14 protein-coding genes are annotated in these 14414 nt (G+C 72.5%); 9 read left to right on the top strand and 5 right to left on the bottom strand.

The features are described from left to right. Positions 1-221 precede the first annotated feature (221 nt). Positions 222-635 (top strand): VOC family protein, encoded by a 414-nt coding sequence (locus tag H0H10_RS35375; RefSeq protein ID WP_188185279.1) that lies wholly within the window; start codon positions 222-224, stop codon positions 633-635. On the opposite strand, the gene H0H10_RS35370 is transcribed toward H0H10_RS35375, so the two are convergent. Beyond that, entirely contained in the window at positions 616-1098 is a 483-nt protein-coding gene (locus tag H0H10_RS35370) for an ATP-binding protein (protein ID WP_188185278.1), read from the bottom strand. The two genes, H0H10_RS35375 and H0H10_RS35370, sit on opposite strands and share 20 nt — an antisense overlap. Positions 1099-1277: 179 nt before the next feature. On the opposite strand from H0H10_RS35370, the gene H0H10_RS35365 reads away from it, so the two are divergent. Then, entirely contained in the window at positions 1278-2192 is a 915-nt protein-coding gene (locus tag H0H10_RS35365; RefSeq protein ID WP_188185358.1) for a helix-turn-helix domain-containing protein, read from the top strand. Next, on the top strand, positions 2155-2286 hold the full coding sequence (locus H0H10_RS40335; protein ID WP_309141968.1) for a DUF397 domain-containing protein: 132 nt from the start codon (positions 2155-2157) through the stop codon (positions 2284-2286). The genes H0H10_RS35365 and H0H10_RS40335 overlap by 38 nt, the downstream gene beginning before the upstream one ends. Before the next feature lie 7 nt (positions 2287-2293). On the opposite strand, the gene H0H10_RS35360 is transcribed toward H0H10_RS40335, so the two are convergent. Then, a complete protein-coding gene (locus H0H10_RS35360) occupies positions 2294-2707 on the bottom strand; it encodes a MerR family transcriptional regulator (RefSeq protein WP_188185357.1) in 414 nt (137 codons plus the stop codon). 192 nt (positions 2708-2899) lie between these two features. Between H0H10_RS35360 and H0H10_RS35355 the strand changes: the two genes are divergently transcribed. The 4 genes from H0H10_RS35355 to H0H10_RS35340 all read left to right on the top strand — a co-directional run bounded on the left by H0H10_RS35355 (position 2900) and on the right by H0H10_RS35340 (position 6478). Next, positions 2900-4420 (top strand): SulP family inorganic anion transporter, encoded by a 1521-nt coding sequence (locus H0H10_RS35355; RefSeq protein WP_188185277.1) that lies wholly within the window; start codon positions 2900-2902, stop codon positions 4418-4420. Positions 4421-4615: 195 nt separating this feature from the next. Next, on the top strand, positions 4616-5449 hold the full coding sequence (locus tag H0H10_RS35350) for an SCO2400 family protein (RefSeq protein WP_188185276.1): 834 nt from the start codon (positions 4616-4618) through the stop codon (positions 5447-5449). Positions 5450-5741: 292 nt separating this feature from the next. Beyond that, positions 5742-6239, top strand: coding sequence for a DUF2975 domain-containing protein (locus tag H0H10_RS35345; RefSeq protein WP_188185275.1), 498 nt, complete (start codon positions 5742-5744; stop codon positions 6237-6239). Continuing rightward, positions 6239-6478 (top strand): helix-turn-helix domain-containing protein, encoded by a 240-nt coding sequence (locus H0H10_RS35340; RefSeq protein ID WP_188185274.1) that lies wholly within the window; start codon positions 6239-6241, stop codon positions 6476-6478. The genes H0H10_RS35345 and H0H10_RS35340 overlap by 1 nt, the downstream gene beginning before the upstream one ends. A gap of 53 nt (positions 6479-6531) precedes the next feature. On the opposite strand, the gene H0H10_RS35335 is transcribed toward H0H10_RS35340, so the two are convergent. Continuing rightward, on the bottom strand, positions 6532-8862 hold the full coding sequence (locus tag H0H10_RS35335; RefSeq protein WP_188185273.1) for a FlgD immunoglobulin-like domain containing protein: 2331 nt from the start codon (positions 8860-8862) through the stop codon (positions 6532-6534). A gap of 174 nt (positions 8863-9036) precedes the next feature. On the opposite strand from H0H10_RS35335, the gene H0H10_RS35330 reads away from it, so the two are divergent. Then, positions 9037-10098: a PucR family transcriptional regulator gene (locus H0H10_RS35330; RefSeq protein WP_188185272.1), complete on the top strand. Its 1062-nt coding sequence runs from the start codon at positions 9037-9039 to the stop codon at positions 10096-10098. Between the two features lie 18 nt (positions 10099-10116). Here H0H10_RS35330 and H0H10_RS35325 read toward each other — a convergent pair whose 3' ends face one another. Together H0H10_RS35325 and H0H10_RS35320 are read right to left on the bottom strand one after the other, a co-directional pair. Then, positions 10117-11640, bottom strand: coding sequence for an SPFH domain-containing protein (locus tag H0H10_RS35325; protein ID WP_188185271.1), 1524 nt, complete (start codon positions 11638-11640; stop codon positions 10117-10119). A 46-nt stretch (positions 11641-11686) separates the two neighbouring features. Further along, positions 11687-12196, bottom strand: coding sequence for an NfeD C-terminal domain-containing protein (locus H0H10_RS35320; RefSeq protein ID WP_188185270.1), 510 nt, complete (start codon positions 12194-12196; stop codon positions 11687-11689). A gap of 220 nt (positions 12197-12416) precedes the next feature. Here H0H10_RS35320 and H0H10_RS35315 point away from each other — a divergent pair, with 220 nt between their 5' ends. Then, positions 12417-14309 carry an NAD-binding protein gene (locus H0H10_RS35315; protein ID WP_188185356.1) on the top strand — a complete coding sequence of 631 codons (1893 nt, stop codon included), beginning with the start codon at positions 12417-12419 and terminating at the stop codon, positions 14307-14309. Positions 14310-14414: the final 105 nt, after the last annotated feature.

The following is a 14414-nucleotide window of genomic DNA, read 5'->3' as shown; positions in this document are numbered from 1 at the left end:
CCTGTCGCGTACGGTGCCGACTGGCTGCGAACAGTCAACTGTCCAATACCGCAAGGGACATGGTGTTCCTCGCACGTGACCGGCAATCACCCGGGAAACGCCCTGCCCGGGCCCAGGACCGCTGGCGGTATCACCACAAGTGGCCCTCTCCGGGGTGCCGCGGCCGGTGGTCCGGACTAATCTCCCGCATAGTCGGCCTTTTCCGCCTCCAGGGAGGACTCATGGCATCGCGGCTCAACCCCTACATCAGCTTCGGTGGTGACGCCCGGCAGGCGATGGAGTTCTACAAGGAGGTCTTCGGTGGCACGCTGAGCCTCAGCACCTACGGTGATGCCGGGCGGCCGGATGCTCCGGAGGCTGACAAGATCATGCACGGCATGCTCGAGACGCCGAGCGGCTTCACCCTGATGGGGGCCGACTCCCCGCCCGGTATGGAGCACACCACCGGCAACAACTTCTCCGTGAGCCTGAGCGGGGACGACGATGCCGAGCTGCGCGGCTACTGGGAGAAGCTGTCCGCCGGGGGGTCGGTGGCCGTCCCGCTGGAGAAGCAGATGTGGGGCGATGTGTTCGGCATGTGCACCGACCGGTTCGGCATCCCCTGGATGGTCAACATCAGTGAGCCGGAGGGCTGATCCGGCTCGTCCCCGGTCCTGCCGGCCCTGCCTTCAGCTCCGCCCAGACCGTTTTGCCCACGGGGCTGCGGGGCGCCGTCCCCCAGCGTTCCGCCAGGGTGTCCACCAGGAGCAGGCCCCTGCCCGACTCACCCTCCGGGATCGATGAAGGTGCGGCCACAGGCAGCCGTTTCTCGGCTGCGGCGTCCGCCACCTCGATGCGGATCAGGCCCGCCGACGCGTCGAGCTCCAGCGCGAGGCCGAAGTCGTGTCCCCCGACCCGGCCGTGCCGTACGGCGTTCGCCGCCAGTTCCCCGACCACGAGCGCGACCGTGGACGACGCGTCCGAGGCCGGCGGGTAGCCCCATTCCTCCATGTGCCGCACGGCGACGTGCCGGGCCAGCCGTGCGCCTCTGGGTGAGGAGGCGAACTGTGCCGTGAGTCGCGGGCGGTCGTTCGATGTGGTCGTCGTTCCTGTCAGCACAGCTCGTTCGTCCTTGTCCGGCCGGTTCCTGGCACGTCCCGCTTTGTGCGCGAGTCGTCACGTTCCGTACTCAAGAGTCGTCCTGCGGGCCTACGCTCGGAAGGCGGTGCAGCCTTACCTTTCAGCCCGTAAGGAACGGAAGTGACCTATTGACCAAGGAAATTGACCCCCGTGAGTCGATGGCCGCGCTCTTCGGCGCGCGAGTGCGCAGACTCCGTACGGCGGCCGGGCTGACCCAGGCCGAACTCGGCGAGAAGACACATGTGGTGAGCTCCCGGATCACCCAGATCGAGCGGGCTTCCGGAGCGAAGCCGACGCTGGAACTGGCGCGGGCGCTCGACTCGGTCCTCGGCGCCGACAATCTGCTGGTCGAACTGTGGCCGTACGTGTACCGGGAGGCGTTCCCCGACTGGTCACGCGCGTTCATCGGCTACTCGGAGCGGGCGGTGTCCATCCGTGAGTACGCGGCGCATCTGGTGCCCGGTCTCCTGCAGACCGAGGAGTACGCGCGGGCCGTGCTGAGGGTCGGCCTGACGCTCAACAGTGATGAGCAGTTGGAGGAACGGGTCAGCGCCCGCATGGGGCGGCAGCAACGGCTCGACTCACCCGGCCGGCCCGAGCTGTGGGTGGTGCTCGACGAGGCGGTTCTCAAGCGGCCCATCGGCGGACGCGACGTCATACGCGCACAGTTGGAGCGGCTGATGGATGCGGCAGCGGAGCGTCACATCAAGGTGCAGGTGCTGCCGTTCGACCAAGGTGAGCACGACGCGATGGGCGGGTCTCTGACCGTACTTACGCTGCCGGACGGTTCGGAGGTCGCCTACACGGAAGGTGCGCACTACGGCCAACTCATCGAGGATCCGGGCGAGGTGAGGCGCTTCTCGTTGATTTACGATCAGCTGCGGGCGGACGCCCTGCCCACAGTCATGTCACTCGACATGATCCGATCCGCGATGGAGGGCTGCAACCGTGGAGCGAATGTCCCTTCCCGATCCGAACGGCGTCGCCTGGCGCAGGAGCAGTTACAGCAATCAGGAGGGCGGCAACTGCGTCGAGGTGGCCGACGCAGCCCCCGGCATCGTCCCCGTCCGTGACAGCAAGGTGCCGTGCGGGCCCGTGCTCTCCTTCGGGAGTGAGACCTGGGCGGCGTTCATAGGTGAGCTGAAGGCCGGTCGCCACCGCGTCTGAGTCACCGTCAGGGGCGCGTGTCTGGGGCGTTCTGCTCCAGGCGGCTGCGCAGGGTGGCGGCGAAGTCCTCCGCGCGGGAGAGCTGGACGCGGAGCTTCTCGACCTGCTCGGCGGCCGACTGCTCGTACTCGCGCACGCGCTTCAGCAGGGCCTCGCGCTCGTCGGGGCCGAGGTCGGGATCGGCGTCGAGGCGGTCGGTGGCGTCCAGCAGGTCGCGCATCTGGTCCAGGGTGAAGCCGAGCGGCTTCATCCTGCGGATGACCATGAGCCGCTGCACGTCGGTCTCGGTGTAGAGGCGGAAGCCGCCCTGGGAGCGGGCGGAGGGGACGACCAGGCCGGTCTCCTCGTAGTGACGGATGGTGCGCAGGGACAGTTCGGTTCGCGCGGCCACCTCACCGATCTGCATGTGCTTGCCGTCCACGCCCGTCATGCCCGTCACACCCGTCATCCTCTGGTCTCCGGCACCGTCAATCTCTACCCTAACGTTAGGGTAGAGTTACTGGGTCGGGGCCGATGGCGCCCCCGGTGAAGTTCCGATTCTCGCAGGACACCGAATCCCAGACGCCCCAGCCTGCCGTAGGGGTGTGCCCGAGCACGACAGGTTCCTTCTCCCTTGTCTTCTGCGCCCTCTGCTGCTTCCGTCCCGTCCCCGGCCGCGCGGTTGCGCGGTCTGAAGCCCGACTGGCTGTCCGATCCGAACGTCTGGCGTACCGAGGTCCTGGCGGGCCTGGTCGTCGGTCTGGCGCTGATCCCCGAGGCGATCTCCTTCTCGATCATCGCCGGGGTCGATCCGGCGGTCGGCCTGTTCGCCTCCTTCACCATGGCCGTCGTCATCTCCGTCGTCGGTGGCCGGCGGGCGATGATCTCCGCGGCCACCGGCGCCGTCGCCCTCGTCATCGCTCCGTTGAACCGCGAGCACGGCCTGGGCCACCTCGTCGCCGCGGTCATCCTGGCCGGTGTCTTCCAGGTGGTCCTGGGCGCCCTCGGGGTGGCGAGGCTGATGCGGTTCGTCCCCCGCAGCGTGATGGTCGGCTTCGTGAACTCCCTGGCCATTCTCATCTTCATGGCCCAGGTGCCCGAGATGACCGACGTGCCGTGGGCGGTCTACCCGCTGATCGCGGCCGGTCTCGCGATGATGGTGCTCTTCCCGAAGATCACCACGGTCGTGCCCGCGCCGCTGGTGTCCATCGTGATCCTCACCGTGATCACGGTCGCGGCCGGGATCGCCGTGCCGACCGTGGGCGACAAGGGCGCCCTGCCGTCGTCCCTGCCCGTGCCGGGCCTTCCCGACGTGCCGTTCACCCTGGACACCCTGACCACCATCGCCCCGTACGCCTTCGCGATGGCCCTGGTCGGGCTGATGGAGTCGCTGATGACCGCCAAGCTGGTCGACGACATCACCGACACCCACTCCAACAAGACCCGCGAGTCGATCGGCCAGGGCATCGCCAACATCGTCACCGGCTTCTTCGGCGGCATGGGCGGCTGCGCGATGATCGGCCAGACGATGATCAACGTCAAGGTCTCGGGCGCCCGCACCCGCCTGTCCACCTTCCTGGCCGGCTCGTTCCTGATGGTGCTGTGCGTCGTCTTCGGGCCGGTCGTCTCCGACATCCCCATGGCCGCCCTGGTCGCCGTCATGGTCATGGTGTCGTTCGCGACCTTCGACTGGCACTCCATCGCTCCGAAGACGCTGCGGCGGATGCCCGCCGGCGAGATCGTCGTCATGCTCGTCACCGTCGCCTGCGTGGTCGCCACCCACAACCTCGCCATCGGCGTCGTCGTCGGCTCGGTCACCGCCATGGTCATCTTCGCCAAGCGCGTCGCCCACCTCGCCGAGGTCACCGCCGTCACCGATCCCGACCGCACCACCGTCGTCTACCGGGTCACCGGCGAGTTGTTCTTCGCCTCCGCGGGCGACCTCGTCGGGCGGTTCGACTACGCCGCCGACCCCGAGAAGGTCGTCATCGACCTCTCCGCGGCCCACATCTGGGACGCCTCCTCCGTCGCGGCCCTCGACGCGATCGAGCACAAGTACGCCCAGCGCGGCAAGACCGTCGAGATCACCGGCCTCAACGACCCGAGTGCCCACCTGCACGACAGGCTCAGCGGCGGACTCGCGGCCGGTCACTGACCCGCCGCCCCCACCCCCACGAGTCGAGGTGCGTCGTCACCGCCGTCGTAAGGATTCCCGCAAGAGCCTCACACGTACTGCACACGGTCTTTCGAAAGCGTCGTTAGCGTTGCTGGCCGCTCGACTGCGCGTGCGAACGCGACCGGGCCGGTGGCCCGACGGGTCCACGGCGTGTCAACTCAGGGAAGACCGAAGATGGACTACTGCTCATCGTGTCGGCGGCATCTCAACGGCGCCCTGGTGTGCCCCGGTTGCGGCGCCTACGCCCCGGACATCGACCCGGCCGTCACCGGCGGCCGCACCGCTCCCGCCCCGCCCGCCGCGGCGGCCCCGGCGATGGGTGCGGTCACCTCGGCAGAGCCCTCACCCGGTGAAGCGGCAGCGGACGTCGTGGATGTGCCGCCCGTGCCGCAGGGGCGGGCGGCACGGCGCCGCCAGCGCGCCCGCTGGAAGAAGAACCAGCGCCGGGCCGTGGTCGCGACCGCCGTCGCGCTCGTCGGGGGCGGTCTGACCCTGTCCGCGATGGACCGGCAGTCCGGGGACCGGGCCCAGGCGGCCACGGCGCCGCAGGACCCGGGCACGGTCGCCGCCGAGGACGAGGTGGCGCCGGACGCCCGCCCGGGCTCGTCGCATCCCGACGCGCACCGCTCGCCGTCCACACAGCCGCCCGCATCCGGGCTCCCGCGCGGGCAGCAGACACCGGAGCAGCAGATACCGGAGCAGCGGACACCGGACTCGTACCGCGCCGTGCCCTCGCATGCCCGGCAGGACACCGCCGCTCAGCCGCGTACGACGGCGACGACGGCACCGGAACCGGCGCAGAGCCCTGCGCCGGCCACCGCCGGTACGGCTCCGGGCCACGCCCCCGACGCGCCGGCTCCCCGGACGCCCGCGCCGTCCGCCGCCGGTGGGGACGGCAGCGCCGCCGACGGCACCGGCGGTACGGGGCCGGAGGCGTCGCAGGCGGACACCTCGCCCGGCGCGACCTCGCCGTCGCAGGTCTGCCTGCTCGTCCTGTGCATCGGCTGACCGGGCCGGGTCGCTGACGCGAGAGACCGTGGCGTCCGCGTCGCCTCTTCGGCGGCTCGGGCGCCACTGCCACGTGGGACGCCCGAGCCGCGCTCGGCGCCCGCGTACCTCCCCATGAGAGCGGGCGCCTCGACCCGTTCGGCCGGGTCACTTCCTCCAGCGCACCGGGGGCGGGAACTGTCACCTGCCCTGCCGGGGGCTCAGCACTTGCCAGACCTATCGAATCTCGATAGATTTCCATCGTGACTCGATTGGATTGTCGGGATCCTCGGGATCGGTTGAGGGAGGAGCGATGGGAAAGCTGACGGTGCTCGCGCTGCGCGTCGTGATCGGGATGCTGCTCGCCGGCTCGGTGTTCGTACAGGCGGTGATGGTTCCGCTGCTGGGCTCGGACCTGGAGGGGATCGACACGGACCTCGCGTACCCGGTCGCCGCGTTCCTCGTGGTCGTGGTCCTGGGCATCGTGACGGCCCAGGTCGTCCTCGTCTGCGTATGGCGGCTGCTGACGATGGTGCGACGCGGGACCGTGTTCTCCCACGCCGCCTTCCGGTACGTGCACATCGTGATCGGCGCCTTCGTGGCCGCCGCGCTCCTCGTGTTCGCCCTCGGGGTCATGCTGGCTCCGGGCGAGGCCGTCGCCCCGGGCGTGGTCCTGCTGGTCGGGGGCGTCGTCGTGGCGGTCCTCGGGGTCGCGCTCGTGGTGCTCGTGCTGCGCATGCTGCTCGCCCAGGCCGTCGCCCGCGACGTCGAGGCCGCGCGGATGCAGGCCGAGCTGGCCGAGGTGATCTGATGCCGATCGTCGTCGACATCGACGTGATGCTGGCCAAACGGAAGATGTCCGTGGGCGAACTCGCGGAGCGCGTCGGCATCACGCCCGCCAACCTGGCCGTGCTCAAGAACGGCCGGGCCAAGGCGGTGCGCTTCTCGACGCTCGGCGCGCTCTGCGACGTACTCGAATGCCAGCCGGGGGACCTGCTGCGCTGGGAGGCCGGGGAGGCCGAAGAGGGCGGGGAGGCCGCCGGCCGGTGAGCTGGCGGCCTGGTACAGGGCCCTCACCCGGCCCCGCGCGGTACGGCAGGGCGTCAGGAGCCGTCGGTCACCGTGACGTTGCCGGTCAGGGTGAGGGCGGCTCCGGTGCCGTCCTGCGGGGCGGCCGTCAGTTCCCAGGTGTAGGTGCCGGGGGCGGCGGAGGTGCCGTCGGCGAGCGTGCCGTCCCAGCGGGCGGAGACGGTGGCGCCGAGGGCGGTCGCGTCGAGCGTGGCGACCGTCTTCTTCTTGTCCCTGATGACCAGTCGGGCCCCGTCGGCGGCCGGCTTGGACAGCTGCCAGACCGGGTTCCAGGCGGTGCCGGACGTGCGGGCGTACTGGGCGCCGACGGAGGCGGCGGTCACCGTGAGCGGCTGGGCGGGGACGCCGCTCGGGACGACGTGGGCCGACCCGGCGGAGTCCAGCCAGGCGACACCGCCGCCGAACTTGTCCACGTCGTAGTTCTTCCACAGGAACACGGCCGGCAGGTCGGTGAGCGTCCGGGGCGTGCCCGCGGTGCCGGTGTGGAAGTCGGTGAGGAGCAGCTTGCCCGCGGTCGTGTCGTGGTTGACGACGAAGCCGTCACCCAGCCTCCCGCGTGCCGGAAGGTCGATGTTCCTGCCGGTCTCCAGGTCGTAGACGCCGAACGGGGTGGCCGGGTCGCCGCCGACGATGTCCTGGCCGAGGCAGTCCCAGTACACCCAGCGTCCGACGGTCTGGAGGTCCCGGATCACGCAGGAGGCGTCGACGGAGTACGGCGTGACCGTGCCGGTCGCCAGGTCGCGGGCCTCGAACCGGCCGCCGGTGCCGTCCGTCGTCCACAGGGTGGAGCCCCACAGCGCGGCGGCCGGGGTGTTCAGGCGGTTCACGACCGCTCCCCCGCCGGGAGCCTCGAAGTCGACGACCACCCGCTCGTCGCCGCCACCGTACACCGCGTACCGGCCGGCGGCGTCGCGCAGCCCGCGGCCGGAGCTCGACGGGGCGGCGCGGTCGTACGGCACGACCTCGGTGCGGGCGCCCGTCGCCGTGGCGCGGACGAGGACGTCCCGCTGGGTGGCCTCGTCGTACCGGACGTGCACGACGGAGCCGTCGCCGGCGCCCAGTGGCTGACCGTAACTCGTGCCCAGGGGCGCGGTGGTGACCTCGGTGCGCTCCCCCGCCGACGGCGTTCCGCCGAGCGTCACCTTCCGCGTCTGGTAGACGGGGCGGGGTGCGCTGTCCTCCTCCTTGGTGACCAACTGGCCGCCGGACAGCGCGATGCCGCGCAGCTGGGCGGGCCGCGCGGGCACCTCGGCGAGGGTGCGCAGCACCGGGCGGCCGTCCGCGCCGGTCTCGATCCGGCGCACCGCCCAGTCTCCGGCGTCCGCGCCGCCGACCGCGACGGCACCGCCGCCGGGGCTCTGGTACAGGTCGGCCTGGGCGGCGTTCAGCAGGGTGACGGGTGAACCGCCACCGATCGGGGTGGCCCTGAGCGGCCCGCCGCGGCGCAGCGGCGGGTTCTGCTCGGTGGGGGCCGTGGGCCGGTGGGTGGTGAGCAGCCAGTCGCCGGCCAGGCCGATGACGGGCGTGCCCTCGGCGGACGTCGGTACGGGGACGGAGACCGCGGTGCCCGCGAGGTCGTCGCGGCGCAGGACCCGGGCCTGGCTCATGCCCTCCTGGTACCAGGCGACGTGGGTGGGCGAGACGGCGGCCTGGAGGCGGACCGGGTCGTCGACGGACAGGTTGGTGGGGACGGGCGTGAGGGCGCCGGTGGTCAGGTCGAGGACGCCGAGGGTGTGCCCACGGGTGAACTTCACGACGGCCAGCCGGCCGTCCCCGGCCGCGACCGGGTACCGGCCGAAGCGCAGCCCCTCCGGCGGGGCGACCGGCGTGTCCGTGGTCGTGCCGTCCTGGAGGCGGAGGATGTGCAGCCGGTCCACCTGCCAGACGTCGTTGTAGGAGACCGTCAGCACCGTCCGCCCGAACGAGGCGACGGTGTACTGTCCGTCGGGCACGGTCAGCGGCGTCGACTCCCCGGTCGCCGGGTCACGCAGCTGCACGACCCCGCTCGCGTCGACGGGCACCGGCAGGATGTCCGTACCGGCCCCGTAGTGACCCTGCTGGCCCGGCAGCTTGCCGGTGAAGCCCTCGACGGTGCGCTCGGTGCCGTCGAAGCCGCGCCACTGGTACGGCGCGGTGGAGCCGTCGCTCGTCTCCCTCCGGTGCAGGTAACCGGTGTCCCCGGCGGCGTAGAGCACGTCCTGCACCGGGGTGTAGCGGTCCGGTGCGGCCAGCACGATGCCCGCGGGGTCCGCGGTCTCCTCCGCGTGGGCGGCCGGGGGCAGGGCGGCGAGGGGTACCGCGGCAACGGCCAGTACGAGGGCGAGACGGCGAGTGGTATCGGGCATCAGTTCGATTTTCAGGTCCATGTAAGCCCCAGCGCACCGCCCACCGGAAACGTCACAGCAGGCGCACCAACCCCACGGCCCGCGCCCCGCGTTGCCGGTTTCCGGCAGCTCTGACTAGCCTCCCGTTGCCGGACCCCCGCAGCGGGCGCGTCCGGCAGGGAGGCAGGGGCAGGGGTGACACAGCAGTACGAGCCGTATCTGACCGGGTACGCCGAGATCCTGGCGGAGGTCGCCGGCACCGGGCGGCGGCTGAACCGCGACGAGCTGGAGGACCGGCGACGGCTCGGCGAACAGGCCGCGGAGGCGGGCCACAGTCTGCGCGATCTCGTCCGCGGGCACCTGGACGCCACACGCGCCGGCTGGCCCGGCACCGCCCGGGACGCGGGCACGACGGACAGCGTGCTCGCCGCCGTCGCCCAGGCCGTCGACGCCTTCGCCGAGGGCTACGAGCGGGCCCAGCGGCTCGCCGTACGGCAGGAGGAGGCCGCGCGCCGGGAGTTCATCGACGACCTGCTGTACGGCCGCAGCGACCTGGGACGGCTCGCCGAACGGGCCGAGCGGTTCGGACTCGTGCTGTCCCGCGCCCACGCCGTCGCCGTCGCGCAGGGGCCCGAGGCCTACGACGACACCGCGCCGGTCACCCGGCTGGTGGAGACCGCGCTCATCTCCCGCTTCGGCGACCGCCGCGTCCTGATCACCACCAAGAACGGGCAGCTCATCTGCGTCGCGCCCGGCGACGAGGACGACGTCCTCGCCTTCTTCGCCAAACAGGCCTACGCCGCCACCGACGGCAGCCGGGTGGCCATCGGACGGCCCCAGCCCGGCCCGGGCGGCGTGGTGCACAGCTACGAGGAGGCGCTGAGCGCCCTCGAACTCGCCGAGCGGCTGGAGCTCGACGAGCCCGTGGTCCGCGCCGCCGACCTGCTCGTCTACCCCGTGCTCACCCGCGACCGGCAGGCCATGGCCGACCTCGTGCTGAGCGTGCTGGGCCCGCTGCGCGGGGCCCGGGGCGGTCCCGAGCCCCTGCTGCGGACCCTGGAGGCGTACTTCGACGCCGGCTGCACCGCCGCCGAGGCCGCCCGACGGCTGTCGCTCAGCGTCCGGGCGCTCACCTACCGGCTGGAGCGCATCCACCAGCTCACCGGCGCCAACCCGGCCGACCCGGTGCACCGTTACACCCTGCAGACCGCGGTCATCGGCGCCCGGCTGCTGGGCTGGCCCGCCCAGGAGATCTGACCGGGCCGCGCGGACCGGTCAGCCCGTGATCTCCACCTTGCCGTTCGGCTCCGCCGGGCGGTCCGCCGCCTTCGCGCCCTGCCCGGCGACGTTCTTCAGCAGGGCCGCCAGGTCGACGCCCGTGGTGGAGCCCAGCAGTTCGATGCCCTGGGCCACGTTGTCGGCGACCGTGCGCGAGATCCGGCTCGCCCCGTCCGTGGAGATGACGGTCATCTTGTCCACGGCCGCCAGCGGCTCGGACGCCTTGGCCACCACCTGCGGCAGCACCTCCACCAGCATCTGGAGCACGGCCGCCTCGCCGTACCGGTCGAAGGCGTCCGCCTTCTTCTCCATCGCCTCGGCCTCGGCCGCGCCCTTGGCGCCGATCGCCGCCGCCTCCGCCTCGCCCTCCAGTCGTACGGCCTCGGCGATGGCCGCACGCCGGGACCGCTCCGCCTCGCCCTGCTTCAGGCCCTCGATGGCCTCCGCCTCGGCCAGCGCACCACGCCGCTGCTTCTCGCCCTCACCGGTGAGCCTGGCCCGCTCGGCCTCCGCCTGGGCGGCGGCGATCCCGGCCGCGCGCTCGGCCTCCGCCTGCTTCACCCGCGCCACCCGGCGGGCCTCGGCCTCCTGCTCGGCCGCGTACCGCTGGGCGTCGGCGGGCTTGCGCACCTCGGTGTCCAGCTGGCGGTCCTTCAGCGCGGCCTGCCGCTCGGCGACCTTCTCCTGCTCGGCGAGGATGTCCTGCTGCCGGGCCGCCTCCGCCAGGGGACCGGCGGCGTTGGCACGGGCGGCGGCCTGGTCGGTCTCCGCCTTGATCTCGGCCTGCTTCAGGTACAGGGTGCGCTGCGCGACCGCGATCTCCTCCTCCGCCTTCAGCCGGGCCTGTTCGGCCGCCCGCCGCGCCTCGGCCTCCGCGATGTCGGCCTCCTGCTTGGCCCGGGCCGCCTCGGGACGGCCCAGGTCCTCCAGGTAGGAGCCCTCGGTGGTGATGTCCTGGATCTGGAAGGCGTCCAGCACCAGGCCCTGCCCGGACAGGCTCGCCTCCGCCTCCTCCGCCACCTGCCCGGCGAACGCGGCCCGGTCGCGGATGACGTCCTCCACGGACATCCGGCCGACGATCGCGCGCAGCGCACCCGACAGCACCTCCTGGGTGAAGCCGACGATGCCGTCCTGCTGCATCAGGAACCGCTGGGCGGCGGCGCGTATCGCGTCCTCGGTGCCGCCGACCTTGACGATGGCGACACCGTCCAGGTTGGCCTTCACCCCGCGCAGCGTCACCGCGCCGCGCACGGCGACCGGGATGTGCCGCGAGGACAGGTCCAGCGTGAACCGCTGCTGCACGAACGGCACGACGAACACCCCGCCGCCGACCACGACCTTCTGGCCGCTGTTGTCGGTGAACACCCGGCCGGTCTCCGGATCGGTGGACTTCTTGCCGCGCCGGCCGGTGACGATGAACGCCTCGCTCGGACCGGCCACCTTGTACCGGCTGACGACCACCAGCGCGAGCAGCACGAGGAGTACGACGACCCCCACCACCGCGATCACGACAGGACTCATGACAACGCCCCCGAATCACAGAGAACGAGCAGGAAAGAAAGGAAACTCAGTGGTCCACCGGGCGCACCACGACCGACGTCGGGGTCGGGACCGCCTCGACCCACACCTCGGTCCCCCGCGCCACCGGCCGGGCACTGCGCGCCGCGCACTTCAGCGGCTGACCGCCCAGGCGCAGCAGCACCTCGCCGAAACCGTCGGTCGGGATCGCGGTGACCACCTTGCCGGACGTGCCGAGCAGGTCGTCCGCGACGGGCGTGACGGCGGTCCGGTCGCGCATCAGCGCGCGGCTGAGGCGGTACGTCAGCCAGCCCGCCCCCAGCCCGGCGAGAGCGCCGGCACCGGCCGCCCCCGCGGGCCCGGTCCAGCCGCTGCCCAGGACGATCGCGCCGCCGAAGCCGGTCATCGCGACGAACCCGGCGACGACCGGCAGCGACAGCCACCCCTCCAGGGCGCCGTCGAGCGCACCGTCGAGCGCGCCTTCCAGCAGCCCGTCGAAGACCAGCGACAGGGCGAGCAGCACCACCCCCGTGATGCCCAGTCCCAGAAACCAGGCCATGTGTGCCGTCCCCCTCCCGCCCGTCGCTGAGCTTCGGTGAAACGGATCGTCACATGCGCCGGGCGGTATGGTCATTGCCGGTTTCCGGCAATCTTTACGCGTCTTTAATGCCGCCCTCGGCCGTTCGGCGGCCACGGGAACCACCCGTCCCGTCCGGGCAGTCCTTCCCCTTGTGGGGAGCGTTCCGAATCAGGGCCTGCCGAGCGACGCCTCGGCGCACATGGTGGTGTGCGGCGACGACGGACTGGCGCACCGGCTGGCCGCCGAACTGCGGGGTGTCTACCGCGAACAGGTCACGCTCGTCGTACCGCCCTCCGGACGCCGGGTGCGCCAGCCGGTCGTCGGCCGGGCCCGCGCGGCCTCGGCGGCGCTGCTGGACCGGGTGAGCGCAGCCGTCAACCGCGCGGGCAACGGTGAGGGGAACGGCACCGGCCAGGAGTTACAGGCCGCCGAGCCGACCGAGGACGTGCTCGCGGAGGCCGGCGTGGACCGGGCCGCCGCCCTGGCCCTCGTGTACGACGACGACGAGACCAACATCCGGGCCGCCCTGACCGCCCGCCGGCTCAACCCCCGGCTTCGGCTGGTCCTGCGCCTGTACAACCGGCGGCTCGGCCAGCACATCGAGGAACTCCTCGACCAGGCGGCCGCCTTGGCGAGCGACGGGCCGCGCGGGTCAGGAGCCGACGCCGTCGAGGGCTCCACGACCGTGCTGTCCGACGCCGACACCGCCGCCCCCGCGCTGGCGGCGACCGCGCTGGTCGGCACCAGCAAGGTCGTCGAGACGGACGGTCTGCTGCTGCGCGCGGTGGAACGCCGGCCGCCGCGCCCCGGCGAGGTGGCCGACCCGGGGCTGTGCACCCTGGCCCTGCTGTCCGCGACGAGCAACGACCCGGCCGGCGCGGACGGCTCCGAGGGCAGCGGGGAGCAGGCTCCACAGCTGCTGCCCGACGCGGCGGCGGTGGAGTCGGCCACCGGGCGCGGCACCGTCGTCCTGGAGCAGGTGGCGTACTCGGGGCCGCCCCTGCCCACCGGCCGCACCGCCGTGCCGCCGTTCGCCTCGCTGTTCTCGCGGCGGCTGCGCTGGTCGCTGGCGGGGCTGGCGGCTTGCGTGGTGGCGCTCGCCGTGGCGCTCATGGTCGTCACCGACGATCACCCCCTGCACGCCACGTACGTGACACTGCTCGACCTGTTCGCCATCAACGAGCCGGCGCACAACGAGTCCTCCGGCCGGCAGATCCTGCAACTCCTCTCCGGCTTCGTCGGGTTGCTGCTGCTTCCCGTGCTGCTGGCGGCCGTACTGGAGGCCCTGGGGACGTTCCGCAACGCCTCGGCGCTGCGCAAGCCGCCGCGGGGGCTCGGGGGGCACGTCGTCCTGCTCGGACTGGGCAAGATCGGCACCCGCGTGCTGACACGGCTGCGGGAGATGGACATCCCCGTGGTGTGCGTCGAGGCCGACCCGGAGGCCCGGGGCATGGCCACCGCGCGGCGGCTGCGGGTGCCGGTGGTGCTCGGTGACGTCACGCAGGAAGGCGTCCTGGAGGCCGCGAAGATCCACCGCGCGCACTCCCTGCTCGCCCTGACCAGCTCGGACACCACGAACCTGGAGGCCGTGCTGTACGCCCGGTCCGTACGGTCCGACCTGCGGGTGGTGCTGCGCCTGTACGACGACGACTTCGCGACCGCCGTGTACCGCACACTGCGCGCGGCGCACCCCGGCGCGCTCACCCGCAGCCGCAGCGTGTCCCACCTGGCCGCACCCGCCTTCGCCGGGGCGATGATGGGCCGCCAGATCCTGGGCGCGATCCCCGTCGAGCGGCGGGTGCTGCTGTTCGCGGCCGTGGACGTGGCGGGGCATCCGCAGCTGGAGGGGAAGACCGTCGGCGAGGCGTTCCGGGCGGGGGCGTGGCGGGTGCTGGCACTGGACACGGGGGTCTCCGACGGGGAGCGGGACGACGCGGGTGCCTCCGGGGAGGGGGTGCGGGAGTCGGGGCTGGTGTGGGACCTGCCCGACACGTATGTCCTGCGGCGCGAGGACCGGGTGGTGCTGGCGGCCACGCGGCGGGGGCTGGCGGAGCTACTGGGGCGGCGGGCGCGGCAGCCGACGGCCACTTAGCAGGTGGCCCGGAGCTGCGGCTGGGGCGGGTGGGTTTCACTCGCCGCGTTGGCGGGTGCCGCTGCGCCCACCCGTGCCGCCCCAGCGGCACGACTGCCCGCAGCT

Source organism: Streptomyces griseicoloratus (assembly GCF_014534645.1).
Lineage (GTDB): Bacteria > Actinomycetota > Actinomycetes > Streptomycetales > Streptomycetaceae > Streptomyces > Streptomyces griseicoloratus.
This window is presented reverse-complemented; position numbering and strand designations above follow the sequence as displayed.

Excerpts from the sequence above, each read along its gene's own strand:
- H0H10_RS35320 (WP_188185270.1), bottom strand. The coding sequence starts at position 12,196 with ATGGCCTGGTTTCTGGGACTGGGCATCACGGGGGTGGTGCTGCTCGCC.
- H0H10_RS35325 (WP_188185271.1), bottom strand. The coding sequence starts at position 11,640 with ATGAGTCCTGTCGTGATCGCGGTGGTGGGGGTCGTCGTACTCCTCGTG.
- H0H10_RS35365 (WP_188185358.1), top strand. The coding sequence starts at position 1,278 with ATGGCCGCGCTCTTCGGCGCGCGAGTGCGCAGACTCCGTACGGCGGCC.
- H0H10_RS35340 (WP_188185274.1), top strand. The coding sequence starts at position 6,239 with ATGCCGATCGTCGTCGACATCGACGTGATGCTGGCCAAACGGAAGATG.
- H0H10_RS35335 (WP_188185273.1), bottom strand. The coding sequence starts at position 8,862 with ATGCCCGATACCACTCGCCGTCTCGCCCTCGTACTGGCCGTTGCCGCG.
- H0H10_RS35315 (WP_188185356.1), top strand. The coding sequence starts at position 12,417 with ATGGTGGTGTGCGGCGACGACGGACTGGCGCACCGGCTGGCCGCCGAA.
- H0H10_RS35350 (WP_188185276.1), top strand. The coding sequence starts at position 4,616 with ATGGACTACTGCTCATCGTGTCGGCGGCATCTCAACGGCGCCCTGGTG.
- H0H10_RS35345 (WP_188185275.1), top strand. The coding sequence starts at position 5,742 with ATGGGAAAGCTGACGGTGCTCGCGCTGCGCGTCGTGATCGGGATGCTG.
- H0H10_RS35375 (WP_188185279.1), top strand. The coding sequence starts at position 222 with ATGGCATCGCGGCTCAACCCCTACATCAGCTTCGGTGGTGACGCCCGG.